14 protein-coding genes are annotated in these 17,119 nt (G+C 69.8%); 5 read left to right on the top strand and 9 right to left on the bottom strand.

All coding sequences use genetic code 11. The features are described 5' to 3' along the window. Nucleotides 1-119 precede the first annotated feature (119 nt). Nucleotides 120-1,652, top strand: coding sequence for a flavin-containing monooxygenase (locus OEB96_RS07365; RefSeq protein ID WP_266214749.1), 1,533 nt, complete (start codon nucleotides 120-122; stop codon nucleotides 1,650-1,652). Nucleotides 1,653-1,686: 34 nt separating this feature from the next. Here the strand turns inward: OEB96_RS07365 and OEB96_RS07360 are convergent, their stop codons facing one another. The 4 genes from OEB96_RS07360 to OEB96_RS07345 form a co-directional block, all read right to left on the bottom strand. Then, complete coding sequence (locus OEB96_RS07360; RefSeq protein WP_266214748.1) at nucleotides 1,687-2,205, bottom strand: hypothetical protein; 519 nt, start codon at nucleotides 2,203-2,205, stop codon at nucleotides 1,687-1,689. Between the two features lie 174 nt (nucleotides 2,206-2,379). Further along, a complete protein-coding gene (locus OEB96_RS07355; protein ID WP_266214747.1) occupies nucleotides 2,380-3,717 on the bottom strand; it encodes a radical SAM/SPASM domain-containing protein in 1,338 nt (445 codons plus the stop codon). Between the two features lie 6 nt (nucleotides 3,718-3,723). Continuing rightward, nucleotides 3,724-4,770, bottom strand: a complete 1,047-nt coding sequence (locus OEB96_RS07350; RefSeq protein WP_266214746.1) for a hypothetical protein — start codon at nucleotides 4,768-4,770, stop codon at nucleotides 3,724-3,726. A gap of 43 nt (nucleotides 4,771-4,813) precedes the next feature. After that, complete coding sequence (locus OEB96_RS07345) at nucleotides 4,814-5,860, bottom strand: hypothetical protein (RefSeq protein WP_266214745.1); 1,047 nt, start codon at nucleotides 5,858-5,860, stop codon at nucleotides 4,814-4,816. A 112-nt stretch (nucleotides 5,861-5,972) separates the two neighbouring features. Between OEB96_RS07345 and OEB96_RS07340 the strand changes: the two genes are divergently transcribed. Beyond that, nucleotides 5,973-6,923, top strand: coding sequence for a hypothetical protein (locus OEB96_RS07340; protein ID WP_266214744.1), 951 nt, complete (start codon nucleotides 5,973-5,975; stop codon nucleotides 6,921-6,923). Between the two features lie 30 nt (nucleotides 6,924-6,953). Here the strand turns inward: OEB96_RS07340 and OEB96_RS07335 are convergent, their stop codons facing one another. After that, a complete protein-coding gene (locus OEB96_RS07335; protein ID WP_266214743.1) occupies nucleotides 6,954-7,568 on the bottom strand; it encodes an RNA polymerase sigma factor in 615 nt (204 codons plus the stop codon). Continuing rightward, a complete protein-coding gene (locus OEB96_RS07330) occupies nucleotides 7,565-10,351 on the bottom strand; it encodes a serine/threonine-protein kinase (protein WP_266214742.1) in 2,787 nt (928 codons plus the stop codon). The genes OEB96_RS07335 and OEB96_RS07330 overlap by 4 nt, the downstream gene beginning before the upstream one ends. 63 nt (nucleotides 10,352-10,414) lie before the next feature. Between OEB96_RS07330 and OEB96_RS07325 the strand changes: the two genes are divergently transcribed. Then, nucleotides 10,415-11,278 carry a hypothetical protein gene (locus OEB96_RS07325; protein ID WP_266214741.1) on the top strand — a complete coding sequence of 288 codons (864 nt, stop codon included), beginning with the start codon at nucleotides 10,415-10,417 and terminating at the stop codon, nucleotides 11,276-11,278. Between the two features lie 3 nt (nucleotides 11,279-11,281). On the opposite strand, the gene OEB96_RS07320 is transcribed toward OEB96_RS07325, so the two are convergent. After that, the gene (locus tag OEB96_RS07320; protein WP_266214740.1) at nucleotides 11,282-12,190 is read right to left on the bottom strand and encodes an alpha/beta hydrolase; all 909 of its coding nucleotides are present in this window, start codon (nucleotides 12,188-12,190) and stop codon (nucleotides 11,282-11,284) included. A 57-nt stretch (nucleotides 12,191-12,247) separates the two neighbouring features. Then, a complete protein-coding gene (locus OEB96_RS07315; protein WP_266214739.1) occupies nucleotides 12,248-12,850 on the bottom strand; it encodes a TetR/AcrR family transcriptional regulator in 603 nt (200 codons plus the stop codon). 132 nt (nucleotides 12,851-12,982) lie between these two features. Between OEB96_RS07315 and OEB96_RS07310 the strand changes: the two genes are divergently transcribed. Both OEB96_RS07310 and OEB96_RS46415 read left to right on the top strand, forming a co-directional pair. After that, nucleotides 12,983-13,330 carry a hypothetical protein gene (locus OEB96_RS07310; protein ID WP_266214738.1) on the top strand — a complete coding sequence of 116 codons (348 nt, stop codon included), beginning with the start codon at nucleotides 12,983-12,985 and terminating at the stop codon, nucleotides 13,328-13,330. Further along, nucleotides 13,321-13,716 carry a GNAT family N-acetyltransferase gene (locus OEB96_RS46415; RefSeq protein ID WP_323137349.1) on the top strand — a complete coding sequence of 132 codons (396 nt, stop codon included), beginning with the start codon at nucleotides 13,321-13,323 and terminating at the stop codon, nucleotides 13,714-13,716. Before OEB96_RS07310 ends, OEB96_RS46415 begins: the two co-directional genes overlap by 10 nt. Nucleotides 13,717-13,728: 12 nt before the next feature. On the opposite strand, the gene ileS is transcribed toward OEB96_RS46415, so the two are convergent. Beyond that, entirely contained in the window at nucleotides 13,729-17,031 is a 3,303-nt protein-coding gene (gene ileS, locus OEB96_RS07300) for an isoleucine--tRNA ligase (protein WP_266214737.1), read from the bottom strand. Nucleotides 17,032-17,119: the final 88 nt, after the last annotated feature.

Below are 17,119 nucleotides of genomic sequence, written 5' to 3'. Positions count from 1 at the left end.
CGGCCTGGGGCCGGAGTTCCCGCGGCGTCCACTTTGCCACAGGCGCATGGGCGTACGCGCGCGGACCCGGCGTTTTCTCGTCCCTTGGGTTCGGCTTCGGTCGGGCTATGCTGCCCGCAGTGCGCATCGCCATCGTAGGGTCCGGAGTCGCGGGGATCACTTCTGCCGTGGTGTTGCAGGCCCGAGGTCATCAGGTCGTGCTGTTCGAGCGCGCCGACGAGGTCGGCGGCGTGTGGTCCCAGGCGTATCCCGAGGTGCGCCTCCAGAACGTCGCGACGCACTACCACCTCAGCGGCTTCGACTGGCCGTTCCAGCCGGACCTGCACCCAACGGCCACGCAAGTCCTTCGCTACCTACGCGAGGTCGTCGAGCACCACGCGCTCGATCTCCGCCTGCGTCACGAGGTGGTGCAGCTCGAGCCGCTCGAGCAGGGCTGGCGGGTCCTGGCGCGTGACTCCTCGGGTGCATCGCCGCAGGAGGTCGAGGAGACCTTCGACTGGGTCGTGATCGCCGTGGGGCACTTCACTCAGGGCAAGGCCGAGCTCTCGGTCCCCGGTCGCGAGCGGTTCCGCGGGACGATCGTGACCGAGCGCGACGTGGAGGATCTCGAGGTGCTTCGCGACCGCCACGTGGCCGTCGTGGGGTTCGGCAAGAGCGCGGTCGACTTCGCCTGCTTCGCGGCCGCTCGCGGCTCCACGGTGGAGCACGTGTTTCGCACCCCACGCTGGCTGATCCCCGAGTACATCGGCGGGGTCATGCACTACGAGCACGCCATCTTCACGCGCTTCGGCTCCGTGATGATCCCGTGCTGGACGCATCCCACGGGGGTCCAGCGGGCCTTCCACGAGCGCCTGGGCGGAGCCGTGGGGGGCTTTTGGGGCCTGATCACCGCGATCCTTCGTCGTCAGATCCTCCACACCGGCCGCGGCAGGGGCCGCGAGGTGCGACGCCGGCTCGAGACCTTGATTCCCGAGCACTCCCTGGTCTCCGACATGCGCGCGGCGGCGGCCCTCGCACCCGAGCGCTACTACGACGAGGTCGCCGCCGGACGCATCCTTCCCCATCGGGGCCAGGTGGCGAGGATCGAGGACGACGGCCTGGTGCTCGACGATGGTCGACGGATCTCGGCCGATACGCTCGTGCTCACGCTCGGCAGCAAGGGGGCCGAGTTCCCGTACCTTCCCCCGCCATACCGAGAGATGCTCGAGCGGGAGCCCGACGGCCCGCAACTCTATCGGCACGTGCTGCACCCTCGCATCCCGCGGCTGGGCTTCATCGGCTACAACCAGAGCTTCTTGACCTTCCCGTCCATGGAGGTCGGTACGCTGTGGCTCAGCGCGGTGATGGACGGAGAGCTCTTGCTGCCCTCGGTGGACCAGATGGAGGGCTGCATCGAGCGCGTACGCGCCTGGAAGCGGGAGCACGTCAACTTCGAACCCTCGCGATCGTCGGGGGTGCAGACGCGCTGGCAGCACTACATCGACATCATGCTGCGGGAGCTCGGTCTCAATCCGTACCGAAAGCTGCCCAATCCACTGGCCGAGGTGTTCCAGCCCTACTCCGCATCGGACTACGCGGGAGTGCTCGAGGAGTATCGGCGTGCGAGCAGCCAGCGCCGCGAGCCGCTGCGTCCGCTGCCGCTGGATACCTGAGGGCGTGATGCGAGGCGTCGTCGACGTCGCCGGCTCAGGTCGTGGTCAGCAGAGCCTCGATGATGCGCAGGATCTCGCCGGAATCGGGGCGCCATGGCTGGCCCGCGGTGTGCTCCACGAACCACTGCGCCGCTTCCTTGGGATCGCCGATCACCTTGTGGACGGCGTTCTTGTTGCCGACGAGGGCGAACATCATGGCGATCACGCTACGCACGATCGCGGCACGAAAGCCCGTGCCCTCGAATACGAGCAAGCTGACCGCCACGGACGGATCGAACAGGATCTTGGCGGCGCTTCGGCGAAGCTCTCCGTCGGGCGGGGACGAGCTCTCGCGGATGCAGGTGATGAGCCCAATGGGCCCCTGGGTTCGTTGGGCCACCTCCGCCACGGACTTGCGCCAGGTCGCGACGCCTTCGTCCGTGACGTCGCCGTACCATCCCCCGACCAGGATTCCGTCGAGCCGGACCATCTGGTAGTCGGCGGTTCCCGGCCCCATCGTGGCGCTCGGGGGTAGCTGCAGTGCCCTGGAGATGCGGGTTGGATCGTCGGACACGTACCCAGGCTCCATCGTCGCGAGCACGGCTCGCGTCCACGGCGAAGAGTGCAACTGGAACCGGCGCTCCGTCAAATCTCATGGCTGTGTCGTTCCAGTGGCGGGAGGGTGATCGTACATCCTCCCACCCGAGCCTTCATCGAAGTGTCAGAGACGGGCCAGCCAGCGTGGGTGCTACTCGTGCGTTGCGAGCTCCAGCGGGCGCCCCGGACCCAGCGGCTCGAGCTCCCGAGAGGTCCGGGGTTCGTCGACCTGCACCGGTCCCGTACGCTCGCGCTCGTGCGGGTCCACGGGCTCGCGGATGATCCGATAGAGCCCGTGATCGAAGGGCACGCCGGGCCCCTTGCGCACCAGCTCGATGCGCTCGCGCATGCCCATCGCCTGCATCTGCTGCGCGCGATGGTGGCAGAACGGGTTGTTGCCCGGGCGTCCCATGAGCGGCTCGGCGGTGGCGGTGCAGCCGGCTCGGCACACCGAGCGGTAGTAGCACTGCCCGCAGTAGCCCCACAGATCGGCCTCGGTGCGCTCGCGGGTGTAGGCGAGCTGGTCGGTGCGCTCCCAGATCTCGCGCAGCGAGTGCTCCCGGATGTTGCCGCCCACGTTGGCGGCGCCGCCCAGGCTGGGACAGCCCTTGATGTCACCGTTGGCCTCGATGCCGAGCACGAAGCGGCCCGCGCTGCAGCCCTTGTAGTGGGCGCCACGCTTTTGTACCCGGCGCAGCTTGGCCTCGAGCGGGCCGAAGTAGCCGAGGTTGTTGGCGGGCCAGATCATCACGCCGAGACGGGTGGTCTCTTCGACGAGACGATCGAGCATCTCGAACACCTCGAGCAACATGTAGGGCTGCAAGAGGATCTCGGGGTGATCGCCCGCGTTGCCGAACGGCGCGGTGATCTGCAGCTGCCAGCCGCGGATGCCGGCTGCGTGGAGGCGCGGCAGGAGCTGCGGGAGGTCGGCCATGGTGAGGCGGTTGATCTGGGTGTTGACGCTGACCTTGGCTCCGGCCGCACGCAGGTTGGCGATGGCGCCGAAGGCCGTGTCCCAGCTGCCGGGCACGCCGCGCAGGCGATCGTGGGCCTCCTTCATGCCGTCGATCGACACGCCCACGCTGCTGACTCCCGCCGCCACCATCGCCTCGGCGCGCGCGGGCGTGAGGTTGCGGCCGCCGGTGGTCATCGTGCACGACATGCCGGCCATGCGGATCGCCCGGATCACCAGGATGAAGTCGTTGCGCAGGTAGGCCTCGCCGCCCACCACGGTCACCTCGCCCACGCCGAGCTCGCGGAGCTGGCGGACCAGGTCGAGGCATTCCTCGGTGGTGAGCTCGCCGGGCCGGGCCGGTCCCGCCCGCGAGCCGCAGTGGATGCACTTTTGATCGCAGGCGAGGGTCAGCTCCCACACGGCGAGGCGCGGCACGGGGACCTCGCCGGGCTTCGGGTCGCGCAACCGCCGGGTGTCGGCGGGCGGGAGGTCGACCACGGGGAGGCGACGGCGAATGTCCTGGAGGCGGCTCATGGCGGCTCAAGCGGGCGGCAGCACGCACGCGCCCACGTTCTCGTGGTCCGGCGGGGCCATGCCCTCGAACCACGGCATGCACACCACCCCGAGCTCGGCCTCGGGGCATGGCTCGGCCAGCGATGCGTCGCAGTACGGGGTGCAGCAGGCGAAGTCTTCGCAGGCGGGAAAGACGCTGCCGTCGATGCACGCGTGGCCCGCCGAGCAGCCGTTGATGTACTCGCAGGATTCGCCGTAGACCCCCTCGACGCCGGTCCACATGCACACGAAGTCGCTCTGCGAGTTCGTGGGATAGCAACCGGCGCCCCCGGGGCAATCGCCGAGCAAGGGGTCACATGCTTGGAGGCAGAGGTTCAGCAGGCCGTCGTCCGTGATCGAGCAGATCTGCGCTGGCTCGGGGCAGGTGGGCGCCCGCAGCGATCCGCCGCATTGGCTGTGGCACGTCCACTGGTTGGTCTCGAGATCGGTGACCCAGCAAAGCAGGCCCACGTCGCAGTCGTCGAACCCGTCCTGCATGGTGCACGCGTCGCCTGCGGCGCCGGGATCGCTGGCAACCGGGATGCAGTTGGTACCGTCCCATCCACCGCCGTCATACGACCACGGAACGCACTTCTCGCCCGGCCGGCAGTCCTGGGCGAATAGGTCGCACTCGAACACGGCGCCCGTATCGGGAGGGCACGCCCCGTAGAATGCGACCGGACAGTCGTCGTTGCTGTCGCTCTCGGCCGTGGTCGAGGCGATGCTGGTCACCGAGGGCCCGTCGTCGACGGTGATGTTGGTGGTGAGGGTGGTCGATGTGGAGGTGGTCGATGTGGAGGTGGTCGATGTGGAGGTCGTGGTGACGTCACCGCTGGAGCTGGCGTCGGTCTCCACGGCGATGCTCGGGCCGCAAGCGGCCACGCCAAGGCCCAACGCCAGGGTGACCGAGGCGAGCATCGCGCTCACGGGGCCGTTCGTGAGGGTAGCCGTGGTGCAACGCTGCGCGGTGCCGCAGAACGGGCACTCCGGCTCCTCACCGAACAAGTGGCGATCGCATGAAGGGCACTGCTTCATGATGGTGCGATCGTAGACCACCCGGACGCGCGGTGTCGATTCGTCACGCGGACGGCAGCGCGCACACACCCACGTTCTCGAGGCCGGGCGGGGCCGAGCCGGTCTCGTACCACGTCTGGCAGGTGGCTCCGGCCATGGCCTCGGGGCAGGTCTCGGGGGCGGTCACGTCGCAGTACTCCGAGCAGCAGCCCGCGCCCATGCAGTCGGGGAAGGCGCTCGCGTCGAGGCACACGTGGTCGGGGGCACAGTCGTTGATGAACGAGCACGCCTCGCCGTAGACCGCCGCGCCGACGGATGGCGCGCAGAAGAAGATCCCGGTGCTGGGGTGGGGATAGCATCCGTCGCCCACGTCGCAGGCGGGCATGAGCGGATTGCAGGAGTCGAGGCACAGCGAGAGCACGCCATCGCCCGAGATCGCACAGAACTGCTCGGGCTGAGGGCACGTGGGGTCCATCGGCGTGCCTCCGCACAGCGGGGTGCAGGTGCCCTGGTTGGTCTCCACATCCACGTCGAAGCACATCAGCCCCAGGTCGCAGTCGTCGATCCCGCTGGTGGGGCTACCCTCGACCGTGCAGGGGTCGTCGTCTTCCCCGGGGTTGTCGGCGATCGGCGAGCAGCGGGTGGCATTCCAGCTGTTGCCGCCGTCGTTCGCCCACGGCATGCACTTGTCGCCCTGGGGGCAGTCCTGGGCGAAGAGGTCGCACTCGGGGGGACCCACGGGGCCGTCGGGACGAACCGCGTAGAACGAGGCGGGCCCATCGTCGCTCGAGTCGACCCCGGCCGTGGTCGAGGCGATGGTGGTCGTCGAGGGGCCGTCGTCGGTGGTGATGCCGGCGGTCGTGGTGCTCGTGCTCGTGGTCGTGAGCCCCGTGTCACCGGTCGAGCTGGCGTTGGTGGTGTCGGTCTCGGCCGAGGGTCCGCACGCTGCCACGCACAGGCCCAGGGCCAGGGTGACCGACGCGAGCCGCGAGGTGGTGCCGCTTGCCGGGGAGGCCACGGGGGCCGGAGCACTATGCTGCTCGGTGCCACAGAAGGGACAGCTCGGCTCCTCGCCGAACAGGTGACGGTCGCATCCGGTGCACTGCTTCACGGCAACGCCAGGATACCAAAGCGCGCACTCGGGGGGCGCCGCACCTCCAAGAGCCCGAGATTTTGAGCCAGGGCCCACCCCGCGGCCTCCGCCTGCGTGATACCGTGCCGCGATGGTGCGCTCTTCGCTCGTGTCGTCCGTGCCGCTGCTGTCGCTGCTCTGTCTGGCCCCGCTCGGCTGCAAGGAGGCCAAGGGCACCGACGTCGATCCCAGGCTGCTCGTGCCCGGTGATGCCGACGTGGTGATGGGCTTTTCGCTCGATCCCGTGCGGCAGTCGCCGCTGGGTCCGATGCTCGGCACCGCGATGCGCAGCGATCACGACATGTCGTCGGCCATGGATGCCACGAGCAAGTGCGTGACCGATCTGAGCGCGCTGCGCGGCTTCGTCGCGACCCAGATGGACGCCGACGACAAGATCTTCGGGGTGGTGCAGTCGCCGGGGATCGGTGACGAGAGCGTGGTGCGCTGCATCGAGGACGCGATGCGCGAGGCCGACGGCGAGAAGGGCGGGATCATCTTGTTCGAGACCCGCGGCGACGTGCGCATCACTCCGCAGGAAGGGGGCGGCTACCTCATCATCCTCAACAAGGACGCGATCGCGATGGTCGACGGGCCGTGGGAGGACAAGGTGTTCGCCGCGATCGAGCAGCCGGCCTCGCGCAACTCCGACTCGCCGCTGGCCAAGGCGATGGCAGGGATGGATGCCGGGGCCCACCTGTGGGTGGCGGCCACGCTCGACGAGAGCGACGTGGCCGACCTGGGCGACGTGCCGGGGGCAACGGCGATCCGCTCGGTGGTGGCGGCGCTGGACCTGGCGTCGGGGATCGGGATCGACGTGGATCTCGGGTTCACCGACGCGGAGCAGGCCGGAGCGTTCGAGGAGGCGCTCCCGGCGATGATGGAGGAGATCGGCCCGAGCCTTCCCGAGGCGGGGCTGCCCGCGGATCTGCTCGAGGGGCTGAAGATCGAGGGCGAGGGCACGGTGGTCAGCACCAAGCTCCAGATCGCCGGCGATGCGGTGCCGGGGGTGCTGACCACGATGATGGCCCTGGCCAGCGAGTAGCGAGACGGCCTCTCGACGAAGGTTGGGCCGTCACTCCGGCCCGCGATCGTCCTCGGTCAGCAGCCCCTCCACGGTGGCCTCGGCCAGCGAGGGCTCGGCGTGCAGCAGCGTCTCGAGCTTCTTGCGCGCCCGGGACAGCCGCGCCTCGAGCGTCCCCTCGGGCGCTTCGACCACCCGGCTGATCTCGGCCACCGTCAAGCCTTCCCAGTGGAGCAGCTCGAGCGCGATCTGGAAGTCCACGGGCAGGCGCCGCAGCGCGAGCCCAAGCCGGCGCTGCTGCTCGCGGGCGGCGATCGCCTCGCTCACCCCGGGCTCGAGGTCGGCCACCGAGTGCTCGAGCGGGTCGATGCGCTGACCCTCGAGCTCCGAGCCACGGTAGTGGTCGAGCAGACGTCGGCGCGCCACCGCGAACAGGAAGCTGCGGAAGCTGTGGCGACCGCCGTTTTCCTCGATGCGCTCGTGGGCCTCCACGCACTCCTGCAGGGTCTGCTGGCACAGGTCGTCGGCGCTGCGGCCCACCTTGCTGGCAAAGAAGTTGTAGAGGCGCGGGCCATGGCGGGTGATGAGCGCGTCGGCGGCCGTCTTGTCGCCGCGGCGCCAGGCCTGCAGCAGCTCGGCGTCGGAGGTGGAGGGGTCCCAGGTCATGGCACGCGATCCTCCGGTGCGGTGGGGGCGGGCTCGGTCCGAGCGGCCCGAGCGGGCGGCTGGTCGAGCGCACGAAGCTCGGCGCGCCAGCCCTCGACATAGGCGGGAGCGAGCTGCCGCGCTTCGAATCCGGCGATCGCGTCCTCGAGCAGCACCCGCGCCGGATCGCGCCGCCTCGCTGCGGCATGCAGGCGGGCGAGCTCGGCCTGGGTCTCCGCGATGTACACGTGGCCCTCGGGGAGGGCGGCGCGTCGAACCTCGAGCGCACGCTCGAGCGTGGCGAGGGCACCGGCATCGCCAGCGGCGGCGAGGGTGAGCCCCAGCTCGTGGAGCGCGTCGCCCACCGTGTAGTGCGTGGGGCCGAGGCTCTGCTCGAGGCTGGTCACCGTGCGCTCGAGCAAGCGCCGCGAGGTCTCGAGCTGCCCTTGCTGTCGGGCCAGGCGTGCCTCCATTCCGCGTGCGATCGCGGCGTGGGGGTGATCCTCGCCCACGTTGTTCACCAGCTGCTCGAGGCACGGCCCGAGGAGCTCTCGCCCGTGCTCGGGCTGGCCTCGGTCGCCTTCGGCCCATGCCAAGCTGATGCAGGCCGCCGCCGTGTCCGGATGCTCGGGCCCCAAGAGCGCTCGCCCCAGCTCCAGCGCGTCGCGGTATGCATCGTGGGCGGCATCGACGTCGTGCAGGGTCATCAACGCGTTGCCCATGCTCTGGAGGTCGATGACCAGCGACAGCGGGTCGCGCCGTGGTGCCTCGCCGTCGGTGTGCAGCTCGTCGCGGTGGATCGCCAGCGCCTCGGCGGGGCGACCGTTGAGCATGAGCAGCTCGGCGTGGACCTGCTGCACCGAGCGCAGCACGCTGTGTGGAACCCCCGGGGCCGATGCGTGCACGAGCGCCTGCCGGCTGGTGGTGAGGGCGGCCGGCAGCTCGCCAGCGATCAAGTGGACGAGCGCCAGGTTGTTGTCGAGGATCGCCTCGAGATCGAAGCGGCGCGGCTGCACGCGCTCGAGCTGGGTTCGCGCGGCTCGGCCCCACTGGCGTGCCTCGTTCACGTTGCCCGCGCGATAGCCCTGGATCACCAGCCACACCGCGGCCCGGCTGGCGCCCAGCGTGTCGCCGTCGGCCACCGATTCGAAGTAGATCCGCTCGAGGCTCTGCTGGGCCGGCTCGAGCTGTCCTTCGATCGAGGAGAGCTCGGCCAGCTCGATGTCCACCTGTCGTCGCGCCAGCGCGTGTGCGGATCCCTCGAGCTCGGCCAGGAGCGACTCGAGCCCCTGGCGTGCGAGGCCGAGGCGGCCTGCGGCCACCAGCATGCGCGCGTGGGCCAGCGCTGCTTCGACCTCTCCATCCAGCGCTCCCACGTGCTCGGGCAGGCACGTCTGCACGTCGGGCAGCTCGCGGACGAGCGACCATCCCTGGGCCAGCGCCTCGCGGTCGCCCGCGGTGAGGAGCGCTCGCAGCTCCTGCACACTGCGGCCGCCCTGCTCGAGGCATCGCTGCACGCGCATGCGGTCGTCCGGGGGCAGGCTGCAGGCATCGTCCCAGCGCGAGCGCAGCTCGGCCGCGTAGGCATCGAGCGCGCGCGCGAGCTGGGGCCACGCATGGGCCAGGGGCGGGCTGCCGCGGAGCACTGCTTCGACCGCCGGGGTGGTGGCCGTGGGGCCAGCGAGCAGCGGCAGCGGCGGGGTGGCGCATGCGGGTGCGACTGGCGGCGGGGTCACGTCGACCATCAGGGCCGCGGCCGTGCCACCGGCCATCACGAGCCCCGCGGCGATCCACCAGGGCCGCCGGGTGCCCCGGCGAATCCGTACGAGCGCCTGCCGCAGCTCGACCATGCTCTCGAAGCGATCCTCGGCGCGTGGCGCCAGGCCGCGTGCCAGCACCCGCCGCAGCGCGGTGGGAATCCGCGCGGTCCTCGGCAGCGTCGGCCCTCGCTCCTTGGCCACCAGGATCGCGTGCCGGTCGGAACCGTCGTAGGGGCGCTCGCCCCCGTAGATCGCCTCGTAGAGCGACACGCAGAACCCGAACTGATCGCTGCGTGGGGTGAGCGGCTCACCGCGCTGCTGCTCGGGCGCCATGTAGTGCAGCGTGCCGCCGGGTCGCCACGACAGGGTCGCGTCGGTCCTCACCAGGCCCTGCGTGTCGAGCTCGGCACGCAGCTCCTGGGTGACGGCAGCCAGTCCGAAGTCGGCCACCTTCACCGCTCCGTCCTGGCCCATCAGCACGTTGCCCGGCTTGAAGTCGCGGTGGAGCAGCCCCGCCTGGTGGGCGGCGTGCAGGCCCTCGGCGGCGGCCACGAACGCCCCGAGGATCTCGCCGAGCGAGCGCCCAGGCTCGAGCCACCCGCGCAGGTCGGTGCCTTCCACCAGCTCCATGGCCACGAAGAAGCGCGTCGGGCCCGGCACCTCGATGTCCTCGCCTGGCAGCGCCAGACCTCGGTCCTCGAAGAAGCCCACGTCGAACACCTCGACCACGTGCGGGTGCTGGATGCGGGCGAGCACCTGGGCCTCGCGAAGCAACCTCACGTCGTGCTCGGCGGGCTCGCGACCGCCCTTGAGCACCTTGATCGCCACGAAGCGCGAGAGCACCGGATCGAAGGCACGGTAGACGATGCCCAGGCCCCCCGCGCCCAGGCGCCCGGCCACCTGGTAGCGACCGATGCTCACCGGGGCCGGGTCGAGGCTGCCGAAGCGCTGGTGCAGCGCACCGACCACCTGGTCGATCTCGAGGCTGCGGGCAGGCGGGCGGGCCTGCTGGAACAGCGCGTCGAGCGAGGACACGGAGGGCATGGCCACCACGATGGTCGCACGATCGGCAGCGCGGAGGTGCGACTGGGCGCTACCATGGTCGACGTGAGCACCGCACGTGGGTGGGTGAACGGTCGGCGCATGCTCGTGCGCGCCTCGGCAGTCGCATGGCTCGTGGTGCTCTGCGGTTGCCGAGGTGGAGAGTCGTCGTCTCGGTACGTGGAGGCGGACGCCGAGGCGAGGGACGAGCCGGTCGCGACGCCGGAGGTGGAGGCGAAGGCGGAGACGAAGGTCGAGCCGGTCGCGGCGCCGAAGGTGGAGGCGAAGGCGAGAGCGCAGGACGAGTCGGTCGCGACGCCGGAGGTGGAAGCAAAGGCGGAGGCGAAGGTCGAGCCGCCCGACCTCGCCGACACGAAGGTGTTCAGCCGCACCCGCGTGCGCGTGGCCGGTCGGGCGGTGAAGGTGTGGACCGACGAGCAGGAGCAGCCTCCCGCACCGACCGAGGACACCGACGAGGGCTACGTACCGCCCAAGGTCTCGCTGGTCGTCTCCATCGATGGTGCCACCACGGGCGAGGGCCTCATCACGTTCTCCACCGCGTTCGACTACTGCGACGTCACCGAGGCCGTGGTGGAGCCCGTCGCCGGTGAGCCCTCGCCGTTGGTGTTTGCCCAGGCGTTTTGTGCCATGGGTGAGGACGAATTCTCGCGCGACATGCTCTCCACCGTGATCCACGTGGGCGGCCCCACCACGGCCCCTCGGGTGCTATGGCAGGGCACGGGCAGCTTCTCGAGCTCCTTTGGCGTGTGCCGGTACATCGACGTGCCCGCGGCGCGGGTGCCCAAGCCGGGTACGGTGCTGATCCAGCAGATCACGGAGGTGACCTTCGACCCCGACCCCCACCTGCGGAACATCCGCTGCAAGCCCAAGAAGGAGCGCGTGCGGAAGCTGGCCGAGATCACGTTCTGATCGTCACGCCGCGGCGTTGGGTCCGATGCCGATCGCAGGCACGTGCGCGGCGGGGCGGAGCTCCCCCACGAACCCCACCACGGTTCGCAGGACCTCGGGGTCTCGCACGATCCGGCGGTGCCCGAGCCCCCGGGTGGCCACGAGGGCCGCCCCCGGCCAGCGGCTCACGATGTACTCGCCTTCGTCGAACGGGACCTCGCGATCCTCCTGGTCGTGCACGACGAGCAGCGGCACCCGCATGCGCGGGGCGAGGGTCGAGCCGCGCAGCTCGTCGAACGGAGCGCCGTAGCGCCGCTCGATGCGTCGCTGCACGCTCAGGACCACGTCGGTGGTGAAGCCGAGCTGCTTGGCCAGGCGGTAGAGATAGCCGCCGAGGTGCTCGGGCGGGGCGAGGTAGATCGCCCGCTCGACGTGCACGCCTCGCGAGAGCGCGATGGTGGTGGCAGCGGCGCCCATCGAGTGGGCGATGATCGCGTGCACCGGGCCCAGCACGTCGATGACGCGCTCGACGGCAATGGCGAGCTCGGGCAGCGCCGAGCGGCGTCCGTCGGCATCACCGTGCGCGGGGCCGTCGAAGGCCGCGACCCGGTAGCCGCGCTCGAGCAGCGGCGCCACGAGGGCACCGAGCTGACTGCCCCGACCGGACCAGCCGTGCACGAGCAGCACGAGGGGCGTCCCTTCATCGGCGGTCGGGGGCGACCATTCGAAGATCGGCAGCGCGCGCGTGGCATCGAAGCGCACCGTGGTCCGCCGCGCCGATGCCATCCAGGCCTGCTCGCGGGCGGGCGGACGGTGGCGCATCGGGGTGAGGAACAGGCGCTCGAGCCACCGGCTCGCCAGGGTGGGCGCCAGGGCCGAGGCCGTGGGTGCGAGGGATTGAATAAAACGAACGATCGTGCTTTTTTCTGACATGGCGAGAGTGCTCCCAGGCGGGTACGACGAGGGACGGGCCGGTCCGGACCCGGGCGGCTACGCCGGGGTGGCGCGGCGAACCAGGGCGGCGAAGGCGACGCTGGCCCGCTTGCGAGCGTCGCGGTTGCCCATGAGCCGTTCGAAGTGATGGTGGGTCAGCAGGATGCCCCACACCTCGAATGCGAATTGGTCGAGGTCGAGATCATCGCGAAAGTGGCCCTCTTCGATCGCGATCGCGGCGGCGCGAGCGATGGTGCCGGTCACGTCGCGGAGGTGCCCCACGAGCGTGTCGCGGACCGGGCCCGGGCGGTCGTCGAGCTCGGTGGCCGACCCGATGAACAGGCAGCCGCCCCGGCGCTCGTTGGAGGAGATCCAGTCGATCCAGCGCTCGAACAGGGCCCTGACTCGCGGCAGCCCACGCGGTTGTTTGAGCGCGGGCGAGACCACGGCATCCACGAAGTACGAGGCCGCCGCGTCGAGGACCTGCCGCTGCATGTCCTCCTTGGATTCGAAGTGGGCATAGAGCCCGCTCTTGGACATGCCCACGCGCTTGGCCAGCGTGCCCACCGTGAGTCCCTCGAGGCCGACCTCGGCCGACAACTCGAGCGCCTGCTCGAGGATCGAGCTGCGGGTATCGTCGCCCTTGGCCAACGAACGCACGATAGCACGACCGTTCGTATTGACAAGGGTGGTGAGTGGAGTTGCGTGATGTGCGCAGATCGGCGGAGACGTCGCCGGGGCATCTCGACTACGATTCCTCTTCGAGGCGCAGACGAATCGATGTCTCACTTCATGGCACAAACCGACAGCGGCTTGGACCGTGCGCTCGACGAGTTGCGGCAGCGCCTCGGTCTCGGGGAGGATCAAGAGACCGATCTGCTTCATAGGCTGGCGGCACTGGCGTCCTGGGTGATTCGGCAGGCCGAGGCAGGTCGACCAATCGAAGCGCAGGAAGTGCTCGACCAACTCGAGGCCGACCCGAACCAGCAACTCATGACCAGGCTCCAACTCGACGACGAACAAGTGCGTCGCTTGGCCGAAGTGCTCGACCGCGGGTACTCGCCTACGCCCGCATTGCGTAGGTTGCTTGCGTCGCTCGTCGATCCCGAGCATCGACCGCCCGATCCCAAGTGGAGTTGAGCGAACCCCATGGCGCTTCGCATCGAGGCTCTCGAGCGCAGGCACAAGCCACTGTTACGCTCACCACCACATCCATCGAGCGAGCCTCGGCGAGTGGCATCGACACCTTGCAGCGGCTCCCGCAGTTTCCCATACCCGGTGTGCTCTTGGCTCGACTCGCGATAGACTGCCGCGTCCAAGGGCAAGGAGTCGGGCGTTATCTCCTACGAGAGTCGGTAGGGCTGACGCTCGATCTCATGAGCATTGGGACCGTCGCATTTCGCGTACTCGTGACCGATGCGATCGACGAAGCCGCGGCGCGTTTCTACGAGCACCACGGGTTTGCGCGTCTGCACGCAGAAGCCCCCTGTCGTCTCGTGCTCGACCTCGAGCCCCTGGTTCGATGAGCGACGTCGAGTCTATGCGTCCTTGGCGACCGCAACCCGCAGCGTCTCGCCGTCGATCTCGAAGCGCTCGTCCTCGTCGACCAAGCCGGCGTCGATGACTCCGGCCGGATCGCCGACCACCGTCAGCGCCGTCGCCAGCGTCTCGCCCTTGATCATCTCGGCCAGCTCCGGATCGCCGGCCACGGCCGCGAGCTCACCGTGGCACGTCAGCCGAAGCTCGATCCGATCGCTGACCTCGAGCCCCTTGTTCTTCCTCAGGTTCTGCACGCGGTTGACGATCTCTCGCGCCAGTCCCTCGCGCCGCAGCGCGTCGCTCTGGGCGGTGTCGAGCACCACGGTGACCCCCTCGGCCGCCTCGGCGGCCTGCTCGCCGATCGTCTCGCGCACGACGAGCACGTCGCCCTCACCGAGCGTCTCGCCCTCGAGCTCGACGCTGCCGGCCTTCAGGTACGCCGTCAGGGCCGCCGCATCCATCGCCGCCACCGCGGCCGCGACCGCCTTCATCTTCTTGCCCAGGCGCTTGCCCAGCGTCTTGAAGTTGGCCTTGGCCGAGAGCTCGACCAGACCTCGGTCGTCCTCCTGCACGCGCAGCTCCTTGACGTTGAGCTCGCCCAGGAGATCCTCGCGCCCGGTCTCCACCGCGCGACGCACCTCGGGATCGGGGCTTGCCACCGTGATCGTGGCCAGCGGTCGCCGCACGGCCAGCTTCTCGCGCTCGCGGATCGCCATGCCGAGGTTGACCACCTGCCTCACCGCGCTCACGTCGCGCTCGAGCGCCTCGTCGCGCCGGCCGGCGTCGACCTGCGGATAGCGCATCAGGTGCACGCTGTCCTCGCCCTCGCCCGCGAGGCCGGTGTCGACGTGCAGCCGCTGGTACATCCACTCGGCGAAGAACGGGATCACCGGGGCGATCGCGTGGGTGATGGTCGAGAGCACCTGGAACAGGGTCGCGTAGGCGTCGTCCTTGTCGCTCGCGTCGCCCTCGCCCTTGCCCCGCCAGTAGCGTCGCCGTCCGCGACGGATGTACCAGTTGTTGAGGTCGTCGCAGATCTCGTAGAACGACGGCACCAGGTTCGACAGCGCATAGGCATCGAGCTCGGTCCGCATCTGCCCGACGAACGCCTGCAGCCGGCTGAGGATCCAGCGGTCGAGCGCGGCGCTCGGCCGATGCCCGAGCGTCTGGGACGACGGTGACCACCCGTCGGCCCGCGCATAGGTGGCCAGGAAGTTGTAGGCGTTCCACAGCGGCAGCACGATCTTGCGCACCGTGTCCCGCACCCCACGCTCGGAGAAGCGCATGGGCTCGGCGCGCACCGCCGCGCTGTTGACGAGGTAGGCCCGCAGCGCATCCGCCCCGTACTGCCGGATCACGTCGGCCGGGTCGGGATAGTTCTTGAGCCGCTTGCTCATCTTCTTGCCGTCCTCGGCCAGCACCAGGCCGTTGACGATCACGTGCTCGAACGCGGGCCGGTCGAACAGCGCGGTCGCCAGCACGTGCAGGGTGTAGAACCAGCCGCGCGTCTGATCGAGCCCCTCGGCGATGAAGTCGGCCGGCAGGTGCTCCTCCACGTACTGCCGCTTGCTCTGGTCGAACGGGTAGTGGCTCTGCGCGTAGGGCATGCTGCCCGACTCGAACCAGCAGTCGAACACCTCGGGCACGCGCCGCATGGTGCCGCCCGGGGTCTTGGCCGAGGGGAACGTGATGGGGTCGATGTTCTCGCGGTGCAGGTCGGTGATGCTGCCGGGCTCCATGCCCGCGAGTTGCTCGAGCCGTGCGATCGAGCCCACGCACACCATGTCGCTCGGGTCCTCGTCGCAGCGCCAGATCGGCAGCGGCGTGCCCCAGAAGCGGCTGCGGGCCAGGTTCCAGTCGCGAGCCGCGGCCAGCCAGTTGCCGAAGCGACCGGTGCCCACGTGCTCGGGCACCCAGTGGATCGCCTCGTTGTGCCGCACCAGCCGCTCGCGCAGCGGCTCGACCTTCATGAACCAGGTCGACAGCGCCATGTAGAGCAGCGGCGAGTCGGTGCGGTAGCAGTGCGGGTAGGGGTGGACGATCGAGTCGTGGTCGACGACCTTGCCCTCGGCCTTGAGTCTGGCCACGATCGCCTTGTCGGCGTCCTTGGCGAACATGCCGGCGAATCCACCGACGCTGTCGTCGAACACGCCGGTCAGGCCCATCGGGCGCACCATGGGCAGGCCCTCGCGCTGGCCGACCTGGTAGTCGTCCTCGCCGAAGGCGGGGGCCTGGTGGACGATGCCGGTGCCGCTGTCGACGGTGACGTACTCGGCCGCGACCACCTTGAACGACCAGCGGCTGCCGTCCTCGCGCTCGCGATAGCGCTCGAAGAACGGCAAGAGCGGCGCGTAGGGACGGCCCACCAGCTCGCGGCCGGGCATGCGGGCCAGCTCCTCGGTCGCGCCCACGCGCCCGCGCGCCTGGTAGTCGGCCAGCCGACCCGGCTCCAGATAGGCGATCTCCCCGGTGTCGACGAGCCTCACCTTCACGTAGGTCACATCGGGGTGGACGGCCAGGGCCAGGTTGCTCGGCAGGGTCCAGGGGGTGGTGGTCCATGCCCACAGGCTCGCGTCCTCGTCCTCGAGCCGGAAGCGCGCGGTGAGGCTGGGATCGGCGATGCGCTTGTGCCCTTCCTTGCGCGTGACGGGGTCCTTCTCCTGTGGCCCCTGGGCCACCTCGAAGTTCGACAGCGGAGTCCCCAGCGCCGGTGAGACCGGCTGGACCCGAAATCCCTCGTAGATCAACCCTTCGTCCCAAAGCCGCCGAAACACCCACCAGACCGTCTCCATGAAGGAGGGGTCCATGGTCTTGTAGTCGTTTTCGAAGTCCACCCACCGCCCGGTGCGGCGGACCATGGTTTCCCACTCCTTGGTGAAGCGGAGCACGCCGGCCCGACATGCGGCATTGAAGCGGTCGATCCCGTAGGCCTCGATCTCGGCTTGCCCGTGCACGCCGAGATCGCTCTCCACCAGGCTCTCGATGGGCAGCCCGTGGCAATCCCAGCCAAAGCGTCGCTCCACCGCGAAACCGCACATGGCCTGGTAGCGCGGGACGATGTCCTTGATGGTTCCGGGCAGCAGGTGGCCATAGTGCGGCAGCCCGGTGGCAAAGGGCGGGCCGTCGTTGAAGGCGAACGACGGGCGGTCGCTCCGCCCCCGGGCCGCCGCCGCGCCCTCTCGTAGGGAACGGCCCTCCACGTCGCGCTCGGCCCAGAGCTGCAGGATGCCCTCCTCCAACCCCGGGAGATCGAACTGTGCAGGGGGCGCCTGGAGGGTGGAAAGCGGCTCGGAGCTGGTCATGGCGGGCTCTTGCATGTCGTGCCTGGGAGCCTGGGTCAAGCCCCTCCCCGTGGGACCAATGGTCCTCCCTGCCAGGTGGAAACGAGGC

The sequence above is a fragment of the Paraliomyxa miuraensis genome (assembly GCF_026337845.1).
Classification (GTDB): domain Bacteria; phylum Myxococcota_A; class Polyangia; order Nannocystales; family Nannocystaceae; genus Paraliomyxa; species Paraliomyxa miuraensis.
The sequence above is the reverse complement of the archived record's forward strand: the minus strand, read 5'-3'. Positions and strand labels throughout refer to the sequence as shown.

What these genes read in the sequence shown, in the direction of transcription:
- OEB96_RS07355 (WP_266214747.1), bottom strand. Translation starts at nt 3,717, where the DNA reads ATGAGCCGCCTCCAGGACATTCGCCGTCGCCTCCCCGTGGTCGACCTC.
- OEB96_RS07350 (WP_266214746.1), bottom strand. Translation starts at nt 4,770, where the DNA reads ATGAAGCAGTGCCCTTCATGCGATCGCCACTTGTTCGGTGAGGAGCCG.
- OEB96_RS07340 (WP_266214744.1), top strand. Translation starts at nt 5,973, where the DNA reads ATGGTGCGCTCTTCGCTCGTGTCGTCCGTGCCGCTGCTGTCGCTGCTC.
- OEB96_RS07335 (WP_266214743.1), bottom strand. Translation starts at nt 7,568, where the DNA reads ATGACCTGGGACCCCTCCACCTCCGACGCCGAGCTGCTGCAGGCCTGG.
- OEB96_RS07330 (WP_266214742.1), bottom strand. Translation starts at nt 10,351, where the DNA reads ATGCCCTCCGTGTCCTCGCTCGACGCGCTGTTCCAGCAGGCCCGCCCG.
- OEB96_RS07320 (WP_266214740.1), bottom strand. Translation starts at nt 12,190, where the DNA reads ATGTCAGAAAAAAGCACGATCGTTCGTTTTATTCAATCCCTCGCACCC.
- OEB96_RS07310 (WP_266214738.1), top strand. Translation starts at nt 12,983, where the DNA reads ATGGCACAAACCGACAGCGGCTTGGACCGTGCGCTCGACGAGTTGCGG.
- ileS (WP_266214737.1), bottom strand. Translation starts at nt 17,031, where the DNA reads ATGACCAGCTCCGAGCCGCTTTCCACCCTCCAGGCGCCCCCTGCACAG.